The sequence below is a fragment of the Mucilaginibacter sp. BGA-UO-ETr-C110 genome (genome assembly GCF_059567985.1).
Map to the genome: position 1 here is coordinate 6,417,589 of NZ_JCAQPB010000002.1, position 16,797 is coordinate 6,434,385.

Genomic DNA, 16,797 nt, shown 5'->3' on the forward strand with positions numbered 1-16,797 from the left:
TTGTGTAATTTTTTCTTTTTGATCAGATCTTTGGGTATGCTTTCAAATACTACTTTTGATAGCTACTCTGTTAACCCTTTATAAAAAGTTTGAGCATAACCTGCAATGGTTTTGGCCATATCAAGGCCGTTAATGATTTTGCGGGCATTTACCCAGTTTGTACTGTCGCTGGTAAAATACTTATCTAAACCCACACCTGTAAATGAACCTTTGGTCATGCCTTTTATGAGGATGGCGGCAGCTATAGCGGGTTGTAAAGCCAGATCCGGATCATTAAGCAGATCGATGTGCAGGAGTTTGCCCATGCTTTCATAATTCTCGTACCAGGTGAGCTGCACATAACCTCGACCATAATATAATTCATCGGGAGTAGTGTAGGGGATACGTTTACCCGGACCTCCACCCATTTTTAACTTTTTGCCATAGTCGTGTCCGGCGCCTTTGCCAAATTCATTGATGGGCTGCATGGTTTTAGCGGTTTCATGAAAAACAGTGGCCAGTATATAGGCTGTTTTACGGTCGTCTGTAATGCCGGCATCTGTTGTGGCTTTGAGTATGGCTTGTATACCATCAACCTGGCTTTGTGTTAGGTGGCCGCCAAACAGCGGACGGATTTCTGCGTAGAATTCTTTTGTATCAGGCATAATGTTAAGATTTAGGTGTTAATAATAAGCCTGTTGAACAGGCCGATAACAAAAGATTAGGGCTTTATAAAGTAAATATAAATATTTAGGTGAGTAAAATAAAGGGGATTTGATAGCTATACATCTTTATTGGTGAGCCGCTACGCTGAACAGGTGGGGAAGTTGCTTATAAAAATGGGTTTACATGGTTTACACTTTTTATGGTTTACGTAAATTTATGTAATTGATAATCAATTAATTGCGTAAAAATACATACAAAAAGTGGGTTTACAGTGTAAACCATAATTAGTTGGGTTTACACTGATAAGTTTGCGCTCATATGCAATGACGCGTGGAAGCGCGATGCACCTAAGAATAGGATTGAGGAGGTTAAAAGAGTTTTAAGCCCTCTCCCTTGGAGAGGGTTGGGTGAGGCATTTACTTACCGAATCGCTCTTTTAAATAATGGCCGGTGTGTGATTTTTTCTCTTTGATCAGATCTTCGGGTATGCCCTCAAATACTACTTTTCCGCCGCGGTCGCCACCTTCGGGGCCAATGTCAATGATCCAGTCGGCACATTTAATCACATCCATGTTGTGTTCAATTACAATAATGGTGTTGCCATGTTCCAGCAGGGCGTCAAATGATTTGAGCAGCTTTTTAATATCGGCGAAATGCAAACCGGTAGTAGGCTCATCAAAAACAAACAATGTTTTATGGGTATTATTACCTTTTACCAGGAATGACGCCAGCTTAATACGCTGTGCCTCACCACCAGACAGGGTATTTGACGATTGCCCTAACTGTACATAACCCAAACCTACATCAACCAAAGGTTTTATTTTGGCGATGATCTTTGGCTCTTTGGCAAAAAATACAAGCGCTTCATCAATGGTCATGTGCAGCACTTCGGCTACATTTTTTTCATTGTAGGTGATATCCAGGATATGCTGTTTAAAACGGTTACCACCACAAGTTTCGCAAGTCAGGAAGATGTCGGCCATAAACTGCATCTCTATCTTCACCTCACCCTCGCCCTGGCAAACATCGCAGCGGCCGCCCTCTACGTTAAAGGAGAATGCCGATGGTTTTAAACCGGCTGCTTTGGCTGCCGGTTGGGAAGCATATAGGTTGCGAATCTCGTCCCAAGCTTTTACATATGTAACCGGGTTGGAGCGTGACGAACGACCTATAGGGTTTTGATCAACCAGTTCCACCTGTTCTATTTTGGCGTAGTCACCATCAATGCTATCGTATGAGCCGGTTTGTTCGCCCGAGTAATTGCCCAGTACTTTTTGCAGGGCAGGTGCCAGGATGCGTTTTACTAAGCTGGTTTTACCCGAGCCGGATACACCCGTTACTACCGTAAGCACGCCTAAAGGAAATTTAGCCGTAACATGCTGCAGGTTATTTTCTCTCGCCCCTTTTATCTCAATAAAGTCGTTCCATTTACGGCGGCTTTTTGGGATGGCGATCTCTTCCTTACCACTCAGGTAACGGCCTGTTAAACTATTATCGTCTTTAATAATTTCGTTGTAGGTACCGGTAAAGATCAGTTCGCCGCCGTGTGTACCGGCTTCGGGGCCAATATCAATAATATGATCTGCCGCTTTCATGATCTCCTCTTCGTGCTCCACTACCAATACGGTATTACCTACATCGCGCAGCGATTTAAGCACGCTGATGAGGCGCTGGGTATCACGCGGGTGCAGGCCGATGCTGGGCTCATCCAGCACATATACAGAGCCCACCAGGCTACTCCCTAACGAGGTAGCCAGGTTGATACGCTGCGACTCACCACCCGATAAGGTATTTGACAGTCGGTTGAGCGTTAAATAGCTCAATCCTACATCGTTTAAAAACGACAGGCGGTTAGTGATCTCCATCAGCAGGCGCTTACCTACTTTGGCATCCGTTTCGTTTAACTGTAAACCTTTAAAAAACTCAAGGGCTTTATCCAATGGCATCAATACCACATCGGTAATGGAGCGCTCGCTGATCTTTACGTATGAGGCATCACGACGCAGACGACTGCCCTTACACTCCGGACAGGTAGTTTTGCCACGATAACGTGACAGCATAACCCGGTACTGAATTTTGTAGGTCTGCGCTTCCATCTCCTGGAAAAACTCGTCCAGGCCACGGAAATATTTATTACCTGTCCATAACAGGCGTTGTTGTTTTTCGGTGAGTTGGTTGTATTGACGATGTATCGGGAAGTCAAATTGCAACGCATGTTTGATCAGCATATCGTTCCACTCGCGCATTTTTTCGCCGCGCCATGGGGCAATAGCACCTTCATATATACTTTTACTTTTGTCCGGGATCACCAGGTCTTCGTCAATACCGATCACTTTACCATAGCCTTCGCATTTTTTGCAGGCGCCATAAGGATTGTTAAAGCTGAAAAAATTGGGTGAAGGTTCTTCGAATTTAATACCATCGAGTTCAAAGCGATCGCAAAAAAAACGTTCCTGCTCACCATCGGCATCAGGCTCCTGATAGCGTACATAGCAATCCCCCTTACCTTCAAAAAAAGCGGTCTGTACCGAATCGCCCAGGCGGCTGATGGTTTCATCCTCTTCATTTTTTGATATACGGTCAATTACGATACGAACACCAGGATAATGAGTTGGAGTTTCTTCTTCGGTAGTTACCGGTTCATCGCTTTCGGCTTTAAGCTTTTTGCCTTTAGCTTTCTTTTCACCGTGAACCTCAGCTACCAATGAAGTATTATCGATAGATTCATCCTCCAATAAAGCTTCAATTTTTGATAGCTTGTTCAGGTACTCAACCCTTACAAACCCTTTTTGCATTAAAACGGCCAGCTCTTCTTTTAAGCTGCGGTTGTTATGCGGATATAACGGTGCTAAAACAGTTACCTGGCTTTCATTAGGTAGCGATAGTATAAAGTTTACCACATCGGTAACGGAATCTTTCTTTACGATTTGACCGGATACCGGGGAAATAGTTTTGCCAATGCGCGAGAACAGCAGTTTTAAATAATCATATATCTCGGTTGATGTACCCACCGTTGAACGCGGGTTTGAGGTAATTACCTTTTGCTCAATAGCTATGGCGGGTGCTATACCTTTTATATAATCAACATCGGGCTTGTTCATGCGCCCCAGGAACTGGCGTGCGTAGGAAGAAAGGCTTTCTACATAACGGCGCTGACCTTCGGCATACAAAGTATCAAAAGCAAGCGACGATTTGCCAGAGCCTGACATCCCAGTAACTACAACCAGCTTGTTTTTGGGGATGGCCACATCCATGTTTTTAAGATTGTGTACCCGGGCCCCTTTAATAATGATATGTTTCTGCGGATCTTTTTCTGCTTCTTTGGTCATGATTGTTGATAGTCGATGGTCCATAGACCATAGTTATACTTCAAATTACGATGGTCTATGGACTATTGACCATGGTCTTTTTTCCGGAATGCAAAAATCCTAAAATATTTAGCAGAATCCAAATCGGTTTTACTTTGTTTTGGGCTTTAAGCCAAATAAATTTCTGAGTTTACAGTTTGCTGACTTTTAAATACTTAATGGCACGGAACGGATATGGTTTGCAAACTTTTTGAATTAACAATTAAACCATTGCCAACCGTTATAGTCAAACCCCCGGATAGGTATCAGAATTGTGAATGGTGAAGCCGTTCATGAGCCCAATGAACCTGATTAACAGAAGTAAGTAAAAAATATAATTTGTTTTTTAGCTGGGAATTTGTTTTATTTGAAGTAACAATTTCTTAACCCCTAAGGAGCACGCTATAGAATATACTCTACTTTATAAGTTTTTAACTAAAAATTAAGTTTAAGTAGTACTTTCTATGGATTTTCAATTGAAAAGTGATCAGGATCTAATCCATCTATACATTGCCGGTGATGAAGCTGGGCTAGTGGAGTTGATCAGACGATATCAGACTAAAATATATACCTCTATTTACCTGCTTGTAAAAGACGAGTATCTGGCCGAGGATATTTTTCAGGATACCTTTATAAAAGTTATCAATACACTGAAAGCTGGAAAGTATAACGAAGAAGGTAAGTTTTTACCTTGGGTAACCCGTATTGCCCATAATTTGGTTATTGACCACTTCCGTCGTGAAAAACGCGCCCCTATGATCAGTAATGGCGACGATTTTGATATTTTTGAGGTACTGGGTAATTATGATGAAAGCACGGAGGACCGTATGGTGCGTGAACAAACACATAAGGACCTTAAATCACTGATACAACTATTACCTTCGGAGCAAAAAGAAGTATTGATCATGCGCCACTTTGGCGATATGAGCTTTAAAGAAATTGCCGATATTACCGAAGTAAGCATCAATACGGCCCTGGGCCGTATGCGTTATGCCCTCAATAATCTCCGCAAAATGATGCAGAGTAAAGAGTTAAGTTTAAAAAATTAATCAGAAACCATTGGGTTATTGGGTAGGGGATTGTTAGTTAAATAGCAAAGCTTATCAATAACCCAATGGTTTTTATGATCAATACTTAACTTATTCACTTAAATGTGATAAAAATTAACCCATAAAAAAAATTTCATTTAATTTTCATTTAGTAAAATATTATCTTTAAGTCGCCGTTATAAATCATATAAAATTTACAACAAAATAAGCTTATGGATGAAACTTTTACAACAACGTTAAATGGAATTGCTAACCAGGCTCTGATGGACGAGAATGCACAAGAAAATCTGGGTGCCGACGATTTGATATTTTACAATTCAATTCGTGCTGATTTGGATCTTTTGAACAAAAAACCCAAGGTACAAACTATACACCAGATACTTGACTACTCTAAAAGCTTGCGTTAAGTATTCCGAACTTGCTGGTTCATAGATCATAATTGTTGATTGAAGTAGATGTTTTGAAAAAACAGAGACTAAAATCCAGCATGATTTATGAACCTTTCTATTTTATATAGACCGTGTAACTAATAATATAGTTTAATACATATTATAATATATGTATTATCTACAAGAGCATGATCTTTACCCATAAAAATTTTCTTAATTTTAAAAATGCTTAAGGCCGAACGTTACCGCCATTTTGTTGAATATTTTTCAAAAAACCAACCCAATCCCGTTACCGAGCTGCATTACGATAATCCTTTTCAATTATTGGTGGCAGTGATCCTGTCGGCACAATGTACCGATAAGCGTATTAACCAGGTTACCCCAAAGCTATTTGAACGCTTTCCGACGCCTGAGGATCTGGCAGCATCAACCCCCGAAGAGGTTTTTACTTACATCCGCAGTGTGAGCTATCCCAATAACAAAGCCAAACATTTAGTAGGTATGGGTAAAATGCTGGTAGATGTTTTTAACAGTGAAGTGCCGGCGGGTATCGAAAACCTGCAAAAAATGCCTGGCGTAGGACGAAAAACCGCCAATGTTATCGCATCCGTGATTTTTGAAGAACCGGCCATGGCTGTAGACACGCATGTGTTTAGAGTGGCTAACCGTATTGGCCTTACCCATAATGCAACCACACCCCTGGCTGTTGAAAAACAATTGATCAAACACATCCCGAAAGAATATATAGGTGTTGCCCATCACTGGCTTATACTGCATGGCCGGTATATTTGCCTGGCCCGGAGCCCTAAGTGCGAGATATGCCCGTTAACCTGGTTCTGTAAGTATTATGAGCATAACAATACCGAAACAGCCCTGCTAAAAGCCGAAGCGGCCAAAATTAAAAAAGCTAAAGAAGCCAAAAAGAAAAAAGCATTGAATACCATTAGTAAAGAGCTTAAGAAGCGAAGTGTGGATAAAGATATTTGATTGGTATTGGCAGGTTGATTAAGTTTATCAATAAGTAAACCCAAGAGTCATAGTAAATAAATTACTAAAAAAATTAGTATTTTAAAATAAAACATTTTATATTTGTTGAAGAAAATTTTAAGATGAGCACAGATAAAAATAATTCAGATAAATTGAAGGCACTACAGCTTACTTTAGATAAGCTGGAAAAATCATACGGAAAAGGTACCATCATGAAGTTGGGTGATTCCGTTATTGAACCTACAGAGGTAATATCAACAGGCTCTTTAGGGCTGGATATCGCTTTAGGAGTTGGCGGCTTACCCAAAGGAAGAGTTATTGAAATATACGGACCTGAATCGTCAGGTAAAACCACGTTGGCTATACATGCCATTGCGGAATCGCAGAAAAAAGGCGGTATTGCCGCGTTTATTGATGCGGAGCACGCCTTTGATCGTTTCTATGCTAAAAAATTAGGTGTTGATGTAGAGAACCTGCTGATCTCTCAACCAGACAATGGTGAGCAGGCATTGGAAATTGCCGATAACCTGATCCGCTCTGGCGCTATTGATATCCTGGTAATTGACTCTGTAGCTGCGTTGGTTCCCAAAGCAGAAATTGAAGGCGAAATGGGCGACTCGAAAATGGGTCTGCACGCACGTTTAATGTCACAGGCTTTACGTAAATTAACCGGTACCATCAGCAAAACCGGGTGCTGCTGTATATTTATCAACCAGTTGCGCGATAAGATCGGCGTAATGTTTGGTAACCCCGAAACTACTACCGGTGGTAATGCCTTGAAATTTTACGCTTCGGTACGTTTGGATGTACGCCGTATATCACAAATTAAAGATACCGACGAAGTTTCAGGTAACCGTGTTAAAGTGAAGATCGTTAAAAATAAAGTTGCCCCTCCGTTCCGTATAGCAGAGTTTGATATTATGTTTGGTGAAGGTATTTCAAAAGCCGGCGAGATCATTGACCTGGGTGTTGAATACAACATCATCAAAAAAGCAGGTTCATGGTTTAGCTATGGCGAAACACGCCTGGGCCAGGGCCGCGATGCCGTTAAACAATTGATTTTGGATAACCCTGAACTACAAGAAGAACTGGAAACCAAAATTAAAGAAACCGTTACCGGCGAAAGTTTGGTTGAAGAATAAGATTGATTTCGGATTTCGGAATTTCGATTTCGGATTTTGAATTTTTGATATTAGAAAGCCTCCCATTTGGGAGGCTTTTTTTGTTTGTACTAAAACACTTTTGTCATGCTGAACGGAGTGAAGCATCTATTATATAATATGCAAATTGATGAATAGATCCTTCGCTGCGCTCAGGATGACAAACTTATCAAGTACCTATTGACAAGAAGGTTAATTATCTTCATCCACAAGTAATAAATCATTAATTCACTAAATCACTAATTCAATAATTAATATATTTAGCTCTACATGAATAAATGGGGCTTACTATTATTTTCTGTGCTGTTAATTCAGTTGAGTGCCTGCCATACTACGGCTCCTGATTCGGGTAAAACCGTGTTTAACATTAACCTGGAGGAAGGCCTTACTTCGCTTGATCCGGCTTTTTGTCGTAACCACTATACCATTTGGATGGATAACCAGGTTTTTAATGGTCTGGTACAAATTAATGATAGTTTGAAGGTAATTCCTTGCGTAGCCAAAAACTGGGATATATCTGCCGATGGCCTTTTGTATACCTTTCATTTGCGTAATGATGTGTATTTTCATGATGATCCGCATTTCGCAGGTGGTGTTGGCCGCAAGGCTGTAGCATCAGACTTTGTTTACAGTTTTGGGCGATTGATCGATCCAAAAGTAGCTTCATCCGGTTCCTGGATATTTAGTGACAAAGTAGAGGGCAAAGATTCTTTTACCGCGCCTAACGACAGCACATTCAATATCAGGCTTAAGCAGCCGTTCGCACCCTTTTTAAGTATGCTTACCGCCCAGTATTGTTCGGTTGTACCCAAAGAAGTGGTGGAGTTTTATGGGAAAGATTTCAGGAGCCACCCCATAGGTACAGGTCCTTTCAAGTTTAAATATTGGAAAGAGGGGGAGGTGCTGGTTCTACTCAAAAATGAAAAGTATTGGGAGAAAGACAGTAAAGGTAACCGCTTGCCTTACCTCGATGCGGTTAAAGCTAGCTTTATTGCTGATAAACAAACCTCGTTCCTGGAGTTCATCAAAAAGGACCTCGATTTTTTAAATGATATCGACGGCAGCTACCGCGATGATATCCTGACCAAATCTGGTAAGGTAACACAAAAATATAAAGGCAAATTTGTTTTAAATACCGCGCCGTATCTCAATACCATGTATTTGGGTATACTGGTAGATACCAATCTGGCTATAGTCAAAAAATCGCCACTTAAGATATTGAAGGTAAGGCAGGCCATTAATTATGCTATTGATAGGCAGAAGATGATGAAATACCTGCGTAACAGCATGGGTACACCTGGGTATGCCGGTTTTATCCCGGAAGGTATGCCCGGTTTTAGCAAAAATGTAAAAGGGTATACTTATGACCCTGAGAAGGCGAGGCAACTATTGGCCGAAGCTGGTTTTCCTGACGGTAAAAATCTACCCGAAATTTCATTAGCTACTACAGTAGGTTACCGTAGTTTGATAGAATATGTGCAGGGACAATTGGATAGGATCGGCATCAAAACCAATGTGGAGATCACTCAAGGCGCCAGTCTGCGCGAGTTGGTATCAAAAAATGGGATCAACTTTTTTTACGGTCAATGGATAGCCGATTATCCAGATGGCGAAAATTATCTGTCGGTATTTTACTCTAAAAACAAGATCCCTTTTGGGCCTAATTATACCGGCTTTAACAATAAAAAATTTGATGCTTTGTTTGAGCAAACCTATCATGAAAAAAATGATGCCGCCCGCTATGCCCTATATCAGCAAATGGATAATTTGGTAATGGTACAATCGCCGGTGGTGGTGCTATATTATGATAAACTGGTGAACCTGTATCAGAATAATATTAGTGGTTATAGCCTAAACGGGCAAAACCTATTGGTACTTAAACGAGTGAGGAAAGCCCCCTAATCTCATGAAAGGGGAATTGTATAACATATCATCTACTACATGAATACACAAAATGCAGCTTATTGGGTTGAACGACTAACGTTGCAACCCCATCCCGAAGGAGGATATTATAAAGAAGTTTTCCGGTCAGAACAACAAATAAACCGGATCGGCGAAACAGCAATTAAACAAGCCTGTACATCCATCTATTATTTGTTGGAAGGGGAAGATTTTTCAGGTTTTCACCGCTTGGTATCAGACGAGCTTTGGTATTTTCACGCCGGCTCGCCACTCTATATCCATATGATCGATGCTTCCGGAAATTATTTTCTGCAGGAACTTTCGGCATCAGATACGGGGAGCCTTTCTGTGATCATACCGGGCGGGGCCTGGTTTGCATCCGAAATACCATCCAAAGAAGGCTTTAGTTTGGTAAGTTGTGCCGTGGCCCCAGGATTTGATTTCAGTGAGTTTGAAATGGCAGTTAAAGAAAACCTAACCGCTGCATATCCTCAGTTTGACGAGTTATTTAGCCGTCTTTGCAGATAGGTCAATTTTAACTATAAACTCTACATCTACACATATGAATGAAAGAATAATAGGCATCATGGGTGCCATGCACGAGGAAATTAACAGCATCCTTCATCTTATGACGGGGATCGAGGAAGTCTCTTACGGCAGAAGAACGTACTATACCGGAACTATCAATAACATTAAAACTGTGGTGGTTTTTTCAAGATGGGGCAAGGTAGCGGCAGCAACTACGGTAACCAGTCTGATCACTAAGTTTAGCATCACCGGGCTGATATTTATTGGTGTAGCAGGAGCTATCAACACCGAATTGAAAATAGGTGATGTAGTTATTGCCGACCGCCTGATTCAGCATGATATGGATGCCAGGCCATTGATGCCGCGGCATGAAATCCCGTTGTTAGGAGTAACTTATTTCGAAAGTGACCCTGATTATATCACCATAGCGAGGAAGGCCATTGATGCCATTATAGGCAATAATATCAACTCATTTATTGATGAGCATGAAATAGAACAATTTTCACTGCACAATACCCGGGTATTTAAAGGAACTATAGCCAGTGGTGATAAATTCTTTGCCGATCAGGTCGACAAGGAACAGTTGCATGCTGCACTACCTGACACCCTTTGTGTGGAAATGGAAGGTGCTGCCGTAGCCCAGGTTTGTTATGAATATGAGATTCCCTTTGTGGTTTTAAGAATAATTTCAGATGAATGCAATGAAAATTCCTCCATTGATTTTCCTGATTTTATACAAAACGTTTCCAGCAAGTATGCGCATGAGATTATTAGGAATATGCTTGCGTTGCTATAAAGGATAAAGAACCTTTTCTAAACCCGGATTATTCCGCACCGTCATTGCGAGCGCTAGCGTGGCAATCCCTAACTATACAGAGCGGCTCTGCAAATCGGGGATTGCCACGCTAGCGCTCGCAATGACGATGTGAGAAACAAAAAAAGCCTCCCGAAAAGGGAGGCTTTTTATATTAGCTTTCAGCTTTAACCTTTCGGCCCTCAGCTTACGATGCCATTTGCTTGCGGATGATGTTCAGTGCGCCACCAGCTTTAAACCATTCGATTTGCTGATCATTATAGGTATGATTTACCGGGAACGAATCAACAGAACCATCTTTATGGTGTAATACTACGGTTAACTGTTTGCCAGGGGCAAAAGTTGTTAAACCGTCGATATCGATGGTATCGTCTTCCTGTATCTTATCATAGTCGTTAGTATCAGCAAAAGTGATACCTAACATACCTTGTTTTTTAAGGTTGGTTTCGTGGATACGGGCAAATGATTTTACCAGTATGGCACGTACACCCAGGTGACGTGGCTCCATGGCCGCGTGCTCACGTGATGAACCTTCGCCATAGTTTTCGTCGCCTACTACTACAGTGCCTATATTATGCGCTTTGTAATCGCGCTGAGTAGCCGGTACCGGACCGTACTCGCCGGTCAGTTCATTTTTAACGCTATCGGCAGTATTGTTAAAGTAGTTGATAGCACCGATCAGCATATTGTTTGATATGTTATCCAGGTGACCACGGAACTTTAACCACGGACCAGCCATAGAGATATGGTCGGTAGTACATTTACCTTTGGCTTTGATCAGTAATTTCAAGCCTTTCAGGTCGGTACCTTCCCATGCTTTAAACGGCTCCAGCAATTGCAGACGTGATGATTTTGGATCAACAATAACAGATACTTTGCTGCCGTCTTCGGCTGGTGCCTGGTAGCCTGCATCTTCAACTGCATAGCCTTTTACCGGCATTTCAATACCTTGTGGTTCATCAAATTTTACCTGCTCACCGTTTTCGTTGGTCAGGGTATCGGTTAATGGGTTGAAGGTTAAGTCGCCTGCGATAGCAAACGCGGTAACGATCTCTGGTGAAGCTACGAAAGCGTGGGTGTTGGGGTTGCCATCCTGGCGTTTAGCGAAGTTACGGTTAAACGAAGTGATGATAGAGTTTTTGCGTGTAGGATCGTCGGTATGACGGGCCCACTGACCAATACACGGACCGCAGGCATTAGCCAATACCACACCGCCCATTTGAGCAAAGGTATCCAGGTAACCATCACGGTCAACCGTGTAACGTACCAGTTCAGATCCTGGGGTAATGGTAAACTCAGCCTTGGTTTTTAATTTTTTATCGATAGCCTGTTTTGCGATAGAGGCAGAACGGGTGATATCTTCATAAGATGAGTTGGTGCAGGAACCGATCAAACCAACTTCTAATTTGGTAGGCCAGTTGTTTTCTTTAACCGCGGTAGCAAATTTAGAGATAGGCCAAGCCAGATCCGGAGTGAACGGACCATTTACATGTGGTTCCAATTCGCTCAGGTTGATCTCGATAACCTGGTCAAAATATTGCTCTGGGTTAGCGTAAACTTCCTCGTCGCCGGTTAAGTGCTCAGCAATAGCATCAGCCAGCTCAGCAATGTCGGCACGTTTGGTGCCTTTCAGGTAAGCAGCAGATTTTTCGTCATATCCGAAGATAGACGTAGTAGCGCCAATTTCGGCACCCATGTTACAAATAGTACCTTTACCTGTGGCAGACAGTGAACGTGCACCTTCGCCAAAATATTCAACAATAGCACCAGTACCACCTTTTACAGTCAGGATACCAGCAACTTTTAATATTACGTCTTTTGCTGATGTCCAGCCAGAAAGTTTTCCGGTTAATTTAACACCTATCAGTTTAGGGAATTTAAGCTCCCATGGTAAACCTGCCATTACATCACAAGCATCAGCACCACCAACACCTATAGCAATCATACCCAAACCACCCGCGTTAGGCGTGTGTGAATCGGTACCGATCATCATACCACCCGGGAAAGCGTAGTTTTCTAAAACAACCTGGTGAATAATACCAGCGCCTGCTTTCCAGAAACCAATACCATACTTATCAGAAACAGAAGCCAGGAAATCATAAACCTCGCGGTTTACATCAACGGCAGTATTTAAATCGGCAACGGCGCCAACTTTTGCTTGTATCAGGTGATCGCAATGTACAGTAGAGGGAACAGCTACCTGCGGACGGCCAGCCTGCATAAACTGCAAAAGGGCCATTTGGGCAGTAGCATCCTGCATAGCTACACGGTCTGGTGCAAAATCAACATAATCCACTCCGCGGCCAAATGCTTTTTGAGCATCGCCTTCAGAAAGGTGGGCATATAAAATTTTCTCGGTTAAGGTTAGATGTTTACCGGTCGCTTTACGGGCAGCATCCACACGGGTGCTGTAGCGATCGTAAACTTTTTTGATCATATCTAAATCAAAAGCCATTTGTATTTGATTTTTAGGTGAAAAGTAAACGAATTGATACCAAACCCAGTACCTGGGCACAGTGCGGCGAATTTACAAAAATTACTACTAAAAGCTGTCAGTCAATTGTGTAAATGTTATTTGGAGATATTCTAAATAGGGGGCAGGTGGGGGAGTTTGCAGTTACCGGTTGGCAGTTTGCAGGGGCGTAGGTGTGTTGCTATGAAGGTACGTTGGGATGAGATATATTTGCCATTCCATGATGAAAAGCAAAAGCATCTATCGGATTAAGACAGCTAAATTATGAAAATAGCAATAACTGATTATCAGGATAACTGGGCAACCTTATTTGCTGAGGAAAAGGAAAAGATCAATGATATATTGGGCTTTTTAAACCCGGTTATTGTGCACATAGGCAGTACATCAATACCCGGGCTTTGTGCCAAGCCGGTAATTGATATACAAGTGGGATTAAAAAACGCCGATGATCTGGACAAAACCATTGGGCCGATGCAGCGGGATTACACCTATGTTAAGATGTATGAACCCGATTGGCCATCGAGACGATATTTCTGCAGATATAAAAGTGAAACGGGAGGTGATATACCATCGCTCATTGATGTAAATGATGTGCCATCTGTTAAACGGGGTTTAATCTCTTTGACCCATATCCATATTTTTGTAAAGGATACTGAGGATTGGATCAGACATATCGCTTTCCGGGACTACCTGGCCGCTCATCCCAACGAACGTGATGCCTACTGCCGTCTTAAAAAAGAATTATCGAAAAGTGATTTTGAACATATGATAGCCTATAACGATGCCAAGAACGATTTTGTGAAAGATGTTCAGCAAAAGGCGGTGGAGTGGTATAAAGTATAATATCAACCGTTTAATACTTTAACAAAAAAAGCAGTAAAATAAAAACAATCAACCAGATAAGCAGGCCGATAGTAACGAACTTCCAGTGCTGTTTCCATTTTTTAAGATTTCCTGCCGATATTTGCCTGTTTGCTAAAATTGCCTGTAAAGGTATAATAAATGGGAAGGCCATGATACCGACCTTCTCCCAAACAGTATAACTACTATTTATAACCAGAATAATTTCTTCATATTCCAGAGCCAATTGATCAATACGCTCCGGCAAGATTCCCCTGGCTTTAAATTCCATCAAAGCTTGTACTTTCAGATCATACCGTAGGTCTCGGTTAATTGTAAGGGCATATAATTGAAAATCAGAGAGCTTCTCCATGAAGATACGATATCTTAATCTTACAATTTTAAGAAAACTAATATGAATTATCCCATATAATTAAGTATCAGGAAAGGAGACAACAACCTCGCTACATTCCCCTTCAGAGGGTTAGGGTGCGAAACTCATAACCTGCTTCACTCCAAACTTCTAGGGCTCTGGGCAACGTATATTGTACCCGGTCATATGCTTTCAGGCTGTCATGAAATACAATGATGGATCCGGCTTCGGTATGTTTCAGTACATTTTGCAGGCAGGCCTCGGGGTTGAGGTTGATATCGAAATCGCCGCTTAGTACATCCCACATGATAATTTTGATATCTGGGCGGGCAGTCTGCAAATTACGGATCTGTTGTTTTTTGATCCTGCCATATGGCGGGCGAAAAAGGGGAGTATCTAATATTTTATCGGCTTGTAAAAAATTATCGAGATAAGTTTTGTTGTCCGTTTTCCATCCTTTAAGGTGATTGTAGGTATGGTTGCCAACGGCATGACCATCATCGGTCACCTGCTTGAAAATATCAGGATGTTTTGCTACATTATCCCCGATACAGAAAAAGGTGGCTTTAGCATTATACTGTTTTAAAATATTTAGTATATGTGTTGTAACAATTGGTATAGGCCCATCGTCAAAAGTGAGATAAATGCAACGATTAGGTTGGTTTTTATTCCAAATGAGTTCGGGGTATAGCTTTTTGAGCAACCAGGGTGTTTTAATCAAATACATATACAAAACAGGCCTTATATGTTTTATTTAAAAAATAAACAAAAATGAACATGCAAGGTAAGCATCCGTTGCTTACAATTGCATATAAAAACTTATGAAACCAACATTGTCACTACCCATTAAAACAACTCTTATAGGTGCTATTATATTTTCGGCACTTGGTTTTCAAGCTAAAGCGCAGGAAGTAATTACTTTACAAAAAGCGATTGACCTTACCCTTGAGCGAAATTTAACCATTAAACAATCGCAGTTTACCGAGGCAATATCTGAAGAGGATCTGAAACAGTCGAAATTTAATCAATTACCCAATCTTACGGCAGCGCCACAAGGCGGATTCAACTTTGGCCGTAATATCGACCAATCAACCTATCAGTTCATTAATCAGCGTATTTTGCAGGTTTATGGCCAGTTCTCAACACAGGTTACCTTATTCCAGGGTGGGCAGTTGCGTAACCAGATCATCCAGAACCGGATATTGGTTGATGCCAATAAAACCTCCACGGCAAAAGTTAAAAACGATCTGATACTAAATGTGGTTACTACTTTTTTACAGGTATTAACTAATCAGGATCTGGTAAAAGCGTCGAAACAGCAAATTGAAATATCAAAGCTAACGCTGGATAGAGCGCAACAAAATTATAATGTAGGTAATCAAACGCTGGCCGATCTTTCACAGGCCAAAGCGCAGCTTTCAACCTCGGAGCTTGACAATACCAACGCTCAAAACCAGTTGGAGTCATCAATGCTTACCCTAAAGCAATATATGGAGATGAACCCGGCTACCGAGATTGAGGTACAAAAACCGGATATTGGAAAGCTTAGTGATATTAAAACCATATATGACCCGCAGGATATATTAAAAACCGCGTTAAACGTAAACCCGGATGTATTGCTTGCCGAGGTTCAGCAAAAATCATACGAACAGGCCATAAAAGTAGCTAAAGGCAATTATTACCCTACCGTTACCCTGGTTGGGCAGGCCGGTTCTAACTATTCAAATGCAAAAAATACACTTGACCAGGTCATATCTACCGGTACGTTTACACCTATAGGTATTGTGCAAAATACGCAACAAGTTGTTGTGCAGCCGGGCTTTACTCAAACGTATAAAAGCAACCCGTTTTTTAACCAATTAAGTAACAACTTTAACCAGGCTATAGCCATAAGCTTGCAGATACCTATTTTTAACCGGTTCTCAGCACGCACTTCCGTACGCAAAGCAAAGATCCAGGCTCAAAATGCCGAAGTGACTTCTCAATTGGCCCGTAATAACCTGAGCAAAGTTATTTATCAGGCGGTTTGGGACCTGCGCGCTGCCGAAAAGAAATTTATGTCAACCTCGCAAACTTACAAGGCCAATAAAGATGCCTTTAATATTACACAGCAACGGTATACAGTTGGTTTAGTAAACTCGCTGGATTATAATACCTCCCTGACTAATCTTAATAAATCACAATTTGATATGATCGAGGCGCAGTACCAGCTCATTTTCAGGAGCAAGGTGATCGATTATTATCTGGGCAACCCTATAACGCTTTAATCTTAAAACACATAAAAAAATAT

Annotated in this window: 14 protein-coding genes; 9 read left to right on the forward strand and 5 right to left on the reverse strand. The window is 41.5% G+C overall.

Annotated features, from left to right (window positions below; translation table 11 throughout):
* Positions 1–62 precede the first annotated feature (62 nt).
* Both AC57BQ_RS27640 and uvrA read right to left on the reverse strand, forming a co-directional pair.
* Entirely contained in the window at positions 63–644 is a 582-nt protein-coding gene (locus AC57BQ_RS27640; RefSeq protein WP_496409308.1) for a glycoside hydrolase family 19 protein, read from the reverse strand.
* A 417-nt stretch (positions 645–1,061) separates the two neighbouring features.
* On the reverse strand, positions 1,062–3,974 hold the full coding sequence (gene uvrA / locus AC57BQ_RS27645; protein ID WP_496409497.1) for an excinuclease ABC subunit UvrA: 2,913 nt from the start codon (positions 3,972–3,974) through the stop codon (positions 1,062–1,064).
* Between the two features lie 482 nt (positions 3,975–4,456).
* Here uvrA and AC57BQ_RS27650 point away from each other — a divergent pair, with 482 nt between their 5' ends.
* The 7 genes from AC57BQ_RS27650 to AC57BQ_RS27680 all read left to right on the forward strand — a co-directional run bounded on the left by AC57BQ_RS27650 (position 4,457) and on the right by AC57BQ_RS27680 (position 10,803).
* Positions 4,457–5,041, forward strand: coding sequence for an RNA polymerase sigma factor (locus AC57BQ_RS27650; RefSeq protein ID WP_496409309.1), 585 nt, complete (start codon positions 4,457–4,459; stop codon positions 5,039–5,041).
* A 212-nt stretch (positions 5,042–5,253) separates the two neighbouring features.
* Positions 5,254–5,448 carry a hypothetical protein gene (locus tag AC57BQ_RS27655; RefSeq protein ID WP_090471482.1) on the forward strand — a complete coding sequence of 65 codons (195 nt, stop codon included), beginning with the start codon at positions 5,254–5,256 and terminating at the stop codon, positions 5,446–5,448.
* A 207-nt stretch (positions 5,449–5,655) separates the two neighbouring features.
* Positions 5,656–6,417, forward strand: coding sequence for an endonuclease III (gene nth / locus AC57BQ_RS27660; protein WP_496409310.1), 762 nt, complete (start codon positions 5,656–5,658; stop codon positions 6,415–6,417).
* Positions 6,418–6,539: 122 nt separating this feature from the next.
* Positions 6,540–7,559 (forward strand): recombinase RecA, encoded by a 1,020-nt coding sequence (gene recA, locus AC57BQ_RS27665; protein WP_076375560.1) that lies wholly within the window; start codon positions 6,540–6,542, stop codon positions 7,557–7,559.
* Positions 7,560–7,847: 288 nt separating this feature from the next.
* A complete protein-coding gene (locus AC57BQ_RS27670) occupies positions 7,848–9,479 on the forward strand; it encodes an ABC transporter substrate-binding protein (RefSeq protein ID WP_496409311.1) in 1,632 nt (543 codons plus the stop codon).
* A gap of 39 nt (positions 9,480–9,518) precedes the next feature.
* Positions 9,519–10,007, forward strand: a complete 489-nt coding sequence (locus AC57BQ_RS27675; protein ID WP_496409312.1) for a cupin domain-containing protein — start codon at positions 9,519–9,521, stop codon at positions 10,005–10,007.
* Between the two features lie 34 nt (positions 10,008–10,041).
* Complete coding sequence (locus tag AC57BQ_RS27680; protein ID WP_496409313.1) at positions 10,042–10,803, forward strand: 5'-methylthioadenosine/adenosylhomocysteine nucleosidase; 762 nt, start codon at positions 10,042–10,044, stop codon at positions 10,801–10,803.
* A 205-nt stretch (positions 10,804–11,008) separates the two neighbouring features.
* Here the strand turns inward: AC57BQ_RS27680 and AC57BQ_RS27685 are convergent, their stop codons facing one another.
* On the reverse strand, positions 11,009–13,276 hold the full coding sequence (locus AC57BQ_RS27685) for an aconitate hydratase (protein ID WP_496409314.1): 2,268 nt from the start codon (positions 13,274–13,276) through the stop codon (positions 11,009–11,011).
* A 282-nt stretch (positions 13,277–13,558) separates the two neighbouring features.
* Here AC57BQ_RS27685 and AC57BQ_RS27690 point away from each other — a divergent pair, with 282 nt between their 5' ends.
* Positions 13,559–14,137: a GrpB family protein gene (locus tag AC57BQ_RS27690; RefSeq protein ID WP_496409315.1), complete on the forward strand. Its 579-nt coding sequence runs from the start codon at positions 13,559–13,561 to the stop codon at positions 14,135–14,137.
* A gap of 10 nt (positions 14,138–14,147) precedes the next feature.
* On the opposite strand, the gene AC57BQ_RS27695 is transcribed toward AC57BQ_RS27690, so the two are convergent.
* Together AC57BQ_RS27695 and AC57BQ_RS27700 are read right to left on the reverse strand one after the other, a co-directional pair.
* Entirely contained in the window at positions 14,148–14,426 is a 279-nt protein-coding gene (locus AC57BQ_RS27695; RefSeq protein ID WP_496409316.1) for a hypothetical protein, read from the reverse strand.
* 184 nt (positions 14,427–14,610) lie between these two features.
* The gene (locus AC57BQ_RS27700) at positions 14,611–15,234 is read right to left on the reverse strand and encodes a polysaccharide deacetylase family protein (protein WP_496409317.1); all 624 of its coding nucleotides are present in this window, start codon (positions 15,232–15,234) and stop codon (positions 14,611–14,613) included.
* A 94-nt stretch (positions 15,235–15,328) separates the two neighbouring features.
* On the opposite strand from AC57BQ_RS27700, the gene AC57BQ_RS27705 reads away from it, so the two are divergent.
* The gene (locus tag AC57BQ_RS27705; protein WP_496409318.1) at positions 15,329–16,774 is read left to right on the forward strand and encodes a TolC family protein; all 1,446 of its coding nucleotides are present in this window, start codon (positions 15,329–15,331) and stop codon (positions 16,772–16,774) included.
* Positions 16,775–16,797 lie beyond the last annotated feature (23 nt).

Bases quoted from the DNA above. Each gene is read 5' to 3' on its own strand.
- AC57BQ_RS27640 (WP_496409308.1), bottom strand. From the start codon at position 644: ATGCCTGATACAAAAGAATTCTACGCAGAAATCCGTCCGCTGTTTGGC.
- AC57BQ_RS27650 (WP_496409309.1), top strand. From the start codon at position 4,457: ATGGATTTTCAATTGAAAAGTGATCAGGATCTAATCCATCTATACATT.
- AC57BQ_RS27670 (WP_496409311.1), top strand. From the start codon at position 7,848: ATGAATAAATGGGGCTTACTATTATTTTCTGTGCTGTTAATTCAGTTG.
- AC57BQ_RS27695 (WP_496409316.1), bottom strand. From the start codon at position 14,426: ATGGAATTTAAAGCCAGGGGAATCTTGCCGGAGCGTATTGATCAATTG.
- uvrA (WP_496409497.1), bottom strand. From the start codon at position 3,974: ATGACCAAAGAAGCAGAAAAAGATCCGCAGAAACATATCATTATTAAA.
- AC57BQ_RS27655 (WP_090471482.1), top strand. From the start codon at position 5,254: ATGGATGAAACTTTTACAACAACGTTAAATGGAATTGCTAACCAGGCT.
- AC57BQ_RS27690 (WP_496409315.1), top strand. From the start codon at position 13,559: ATGAAAATAGCAATAACTGATTATCAGGATAACTGGGCAACCTTATTT.
- nth (WP_496409310.1), top strand. From the start codon at position 5,656: ATGCTTAAGGCCGAACGTTACCGCCATTTTGTTGAATATTTTTCAAAA.
- AC57BQ_RS27680 (WP_496409313.1), top strand. From the start codon at position 10,042: ATGAATGAAAGAATAATAGGCATCATGGGTGCCATGCACGAGGAAATT.
- AC57BQ_RS27675 (WP_496409312.1), top strand. From the start codon at position 9,519: ATGAATACACAAAATGCAGCTTATTGGGTTGAACGACTAACGTTGCAA.
- AC57BQ_RS27705 (WP_496409318.1), top strand. From the start codon at position 15,329: ATGAAACCAACATTGTCACTACCCATTAAAACAACTCTTATAGGTGCT.
- AC57BQ_RS27700 (WP_496409317.1), bottom strand. From the start codon at position 15,234: ATGTATTTGATTAAAACACCCTGGTTGCTCAAAAAGCTATACCCCGAA.
- AC57BQ_RS27685 (WP_496409314.1), bottom strand. From the start codon at position 13,276: ATGGCTTTTGATTTAGATATGATCAAAAAAGTTTACGATCGCTACAGC.
- recA (WP_076375560.1), top strand. From the start codon at position 6,540: ATGAGCACAGATAAAAATAATTCAGATAAATTGAAGGCACTACAGCTT.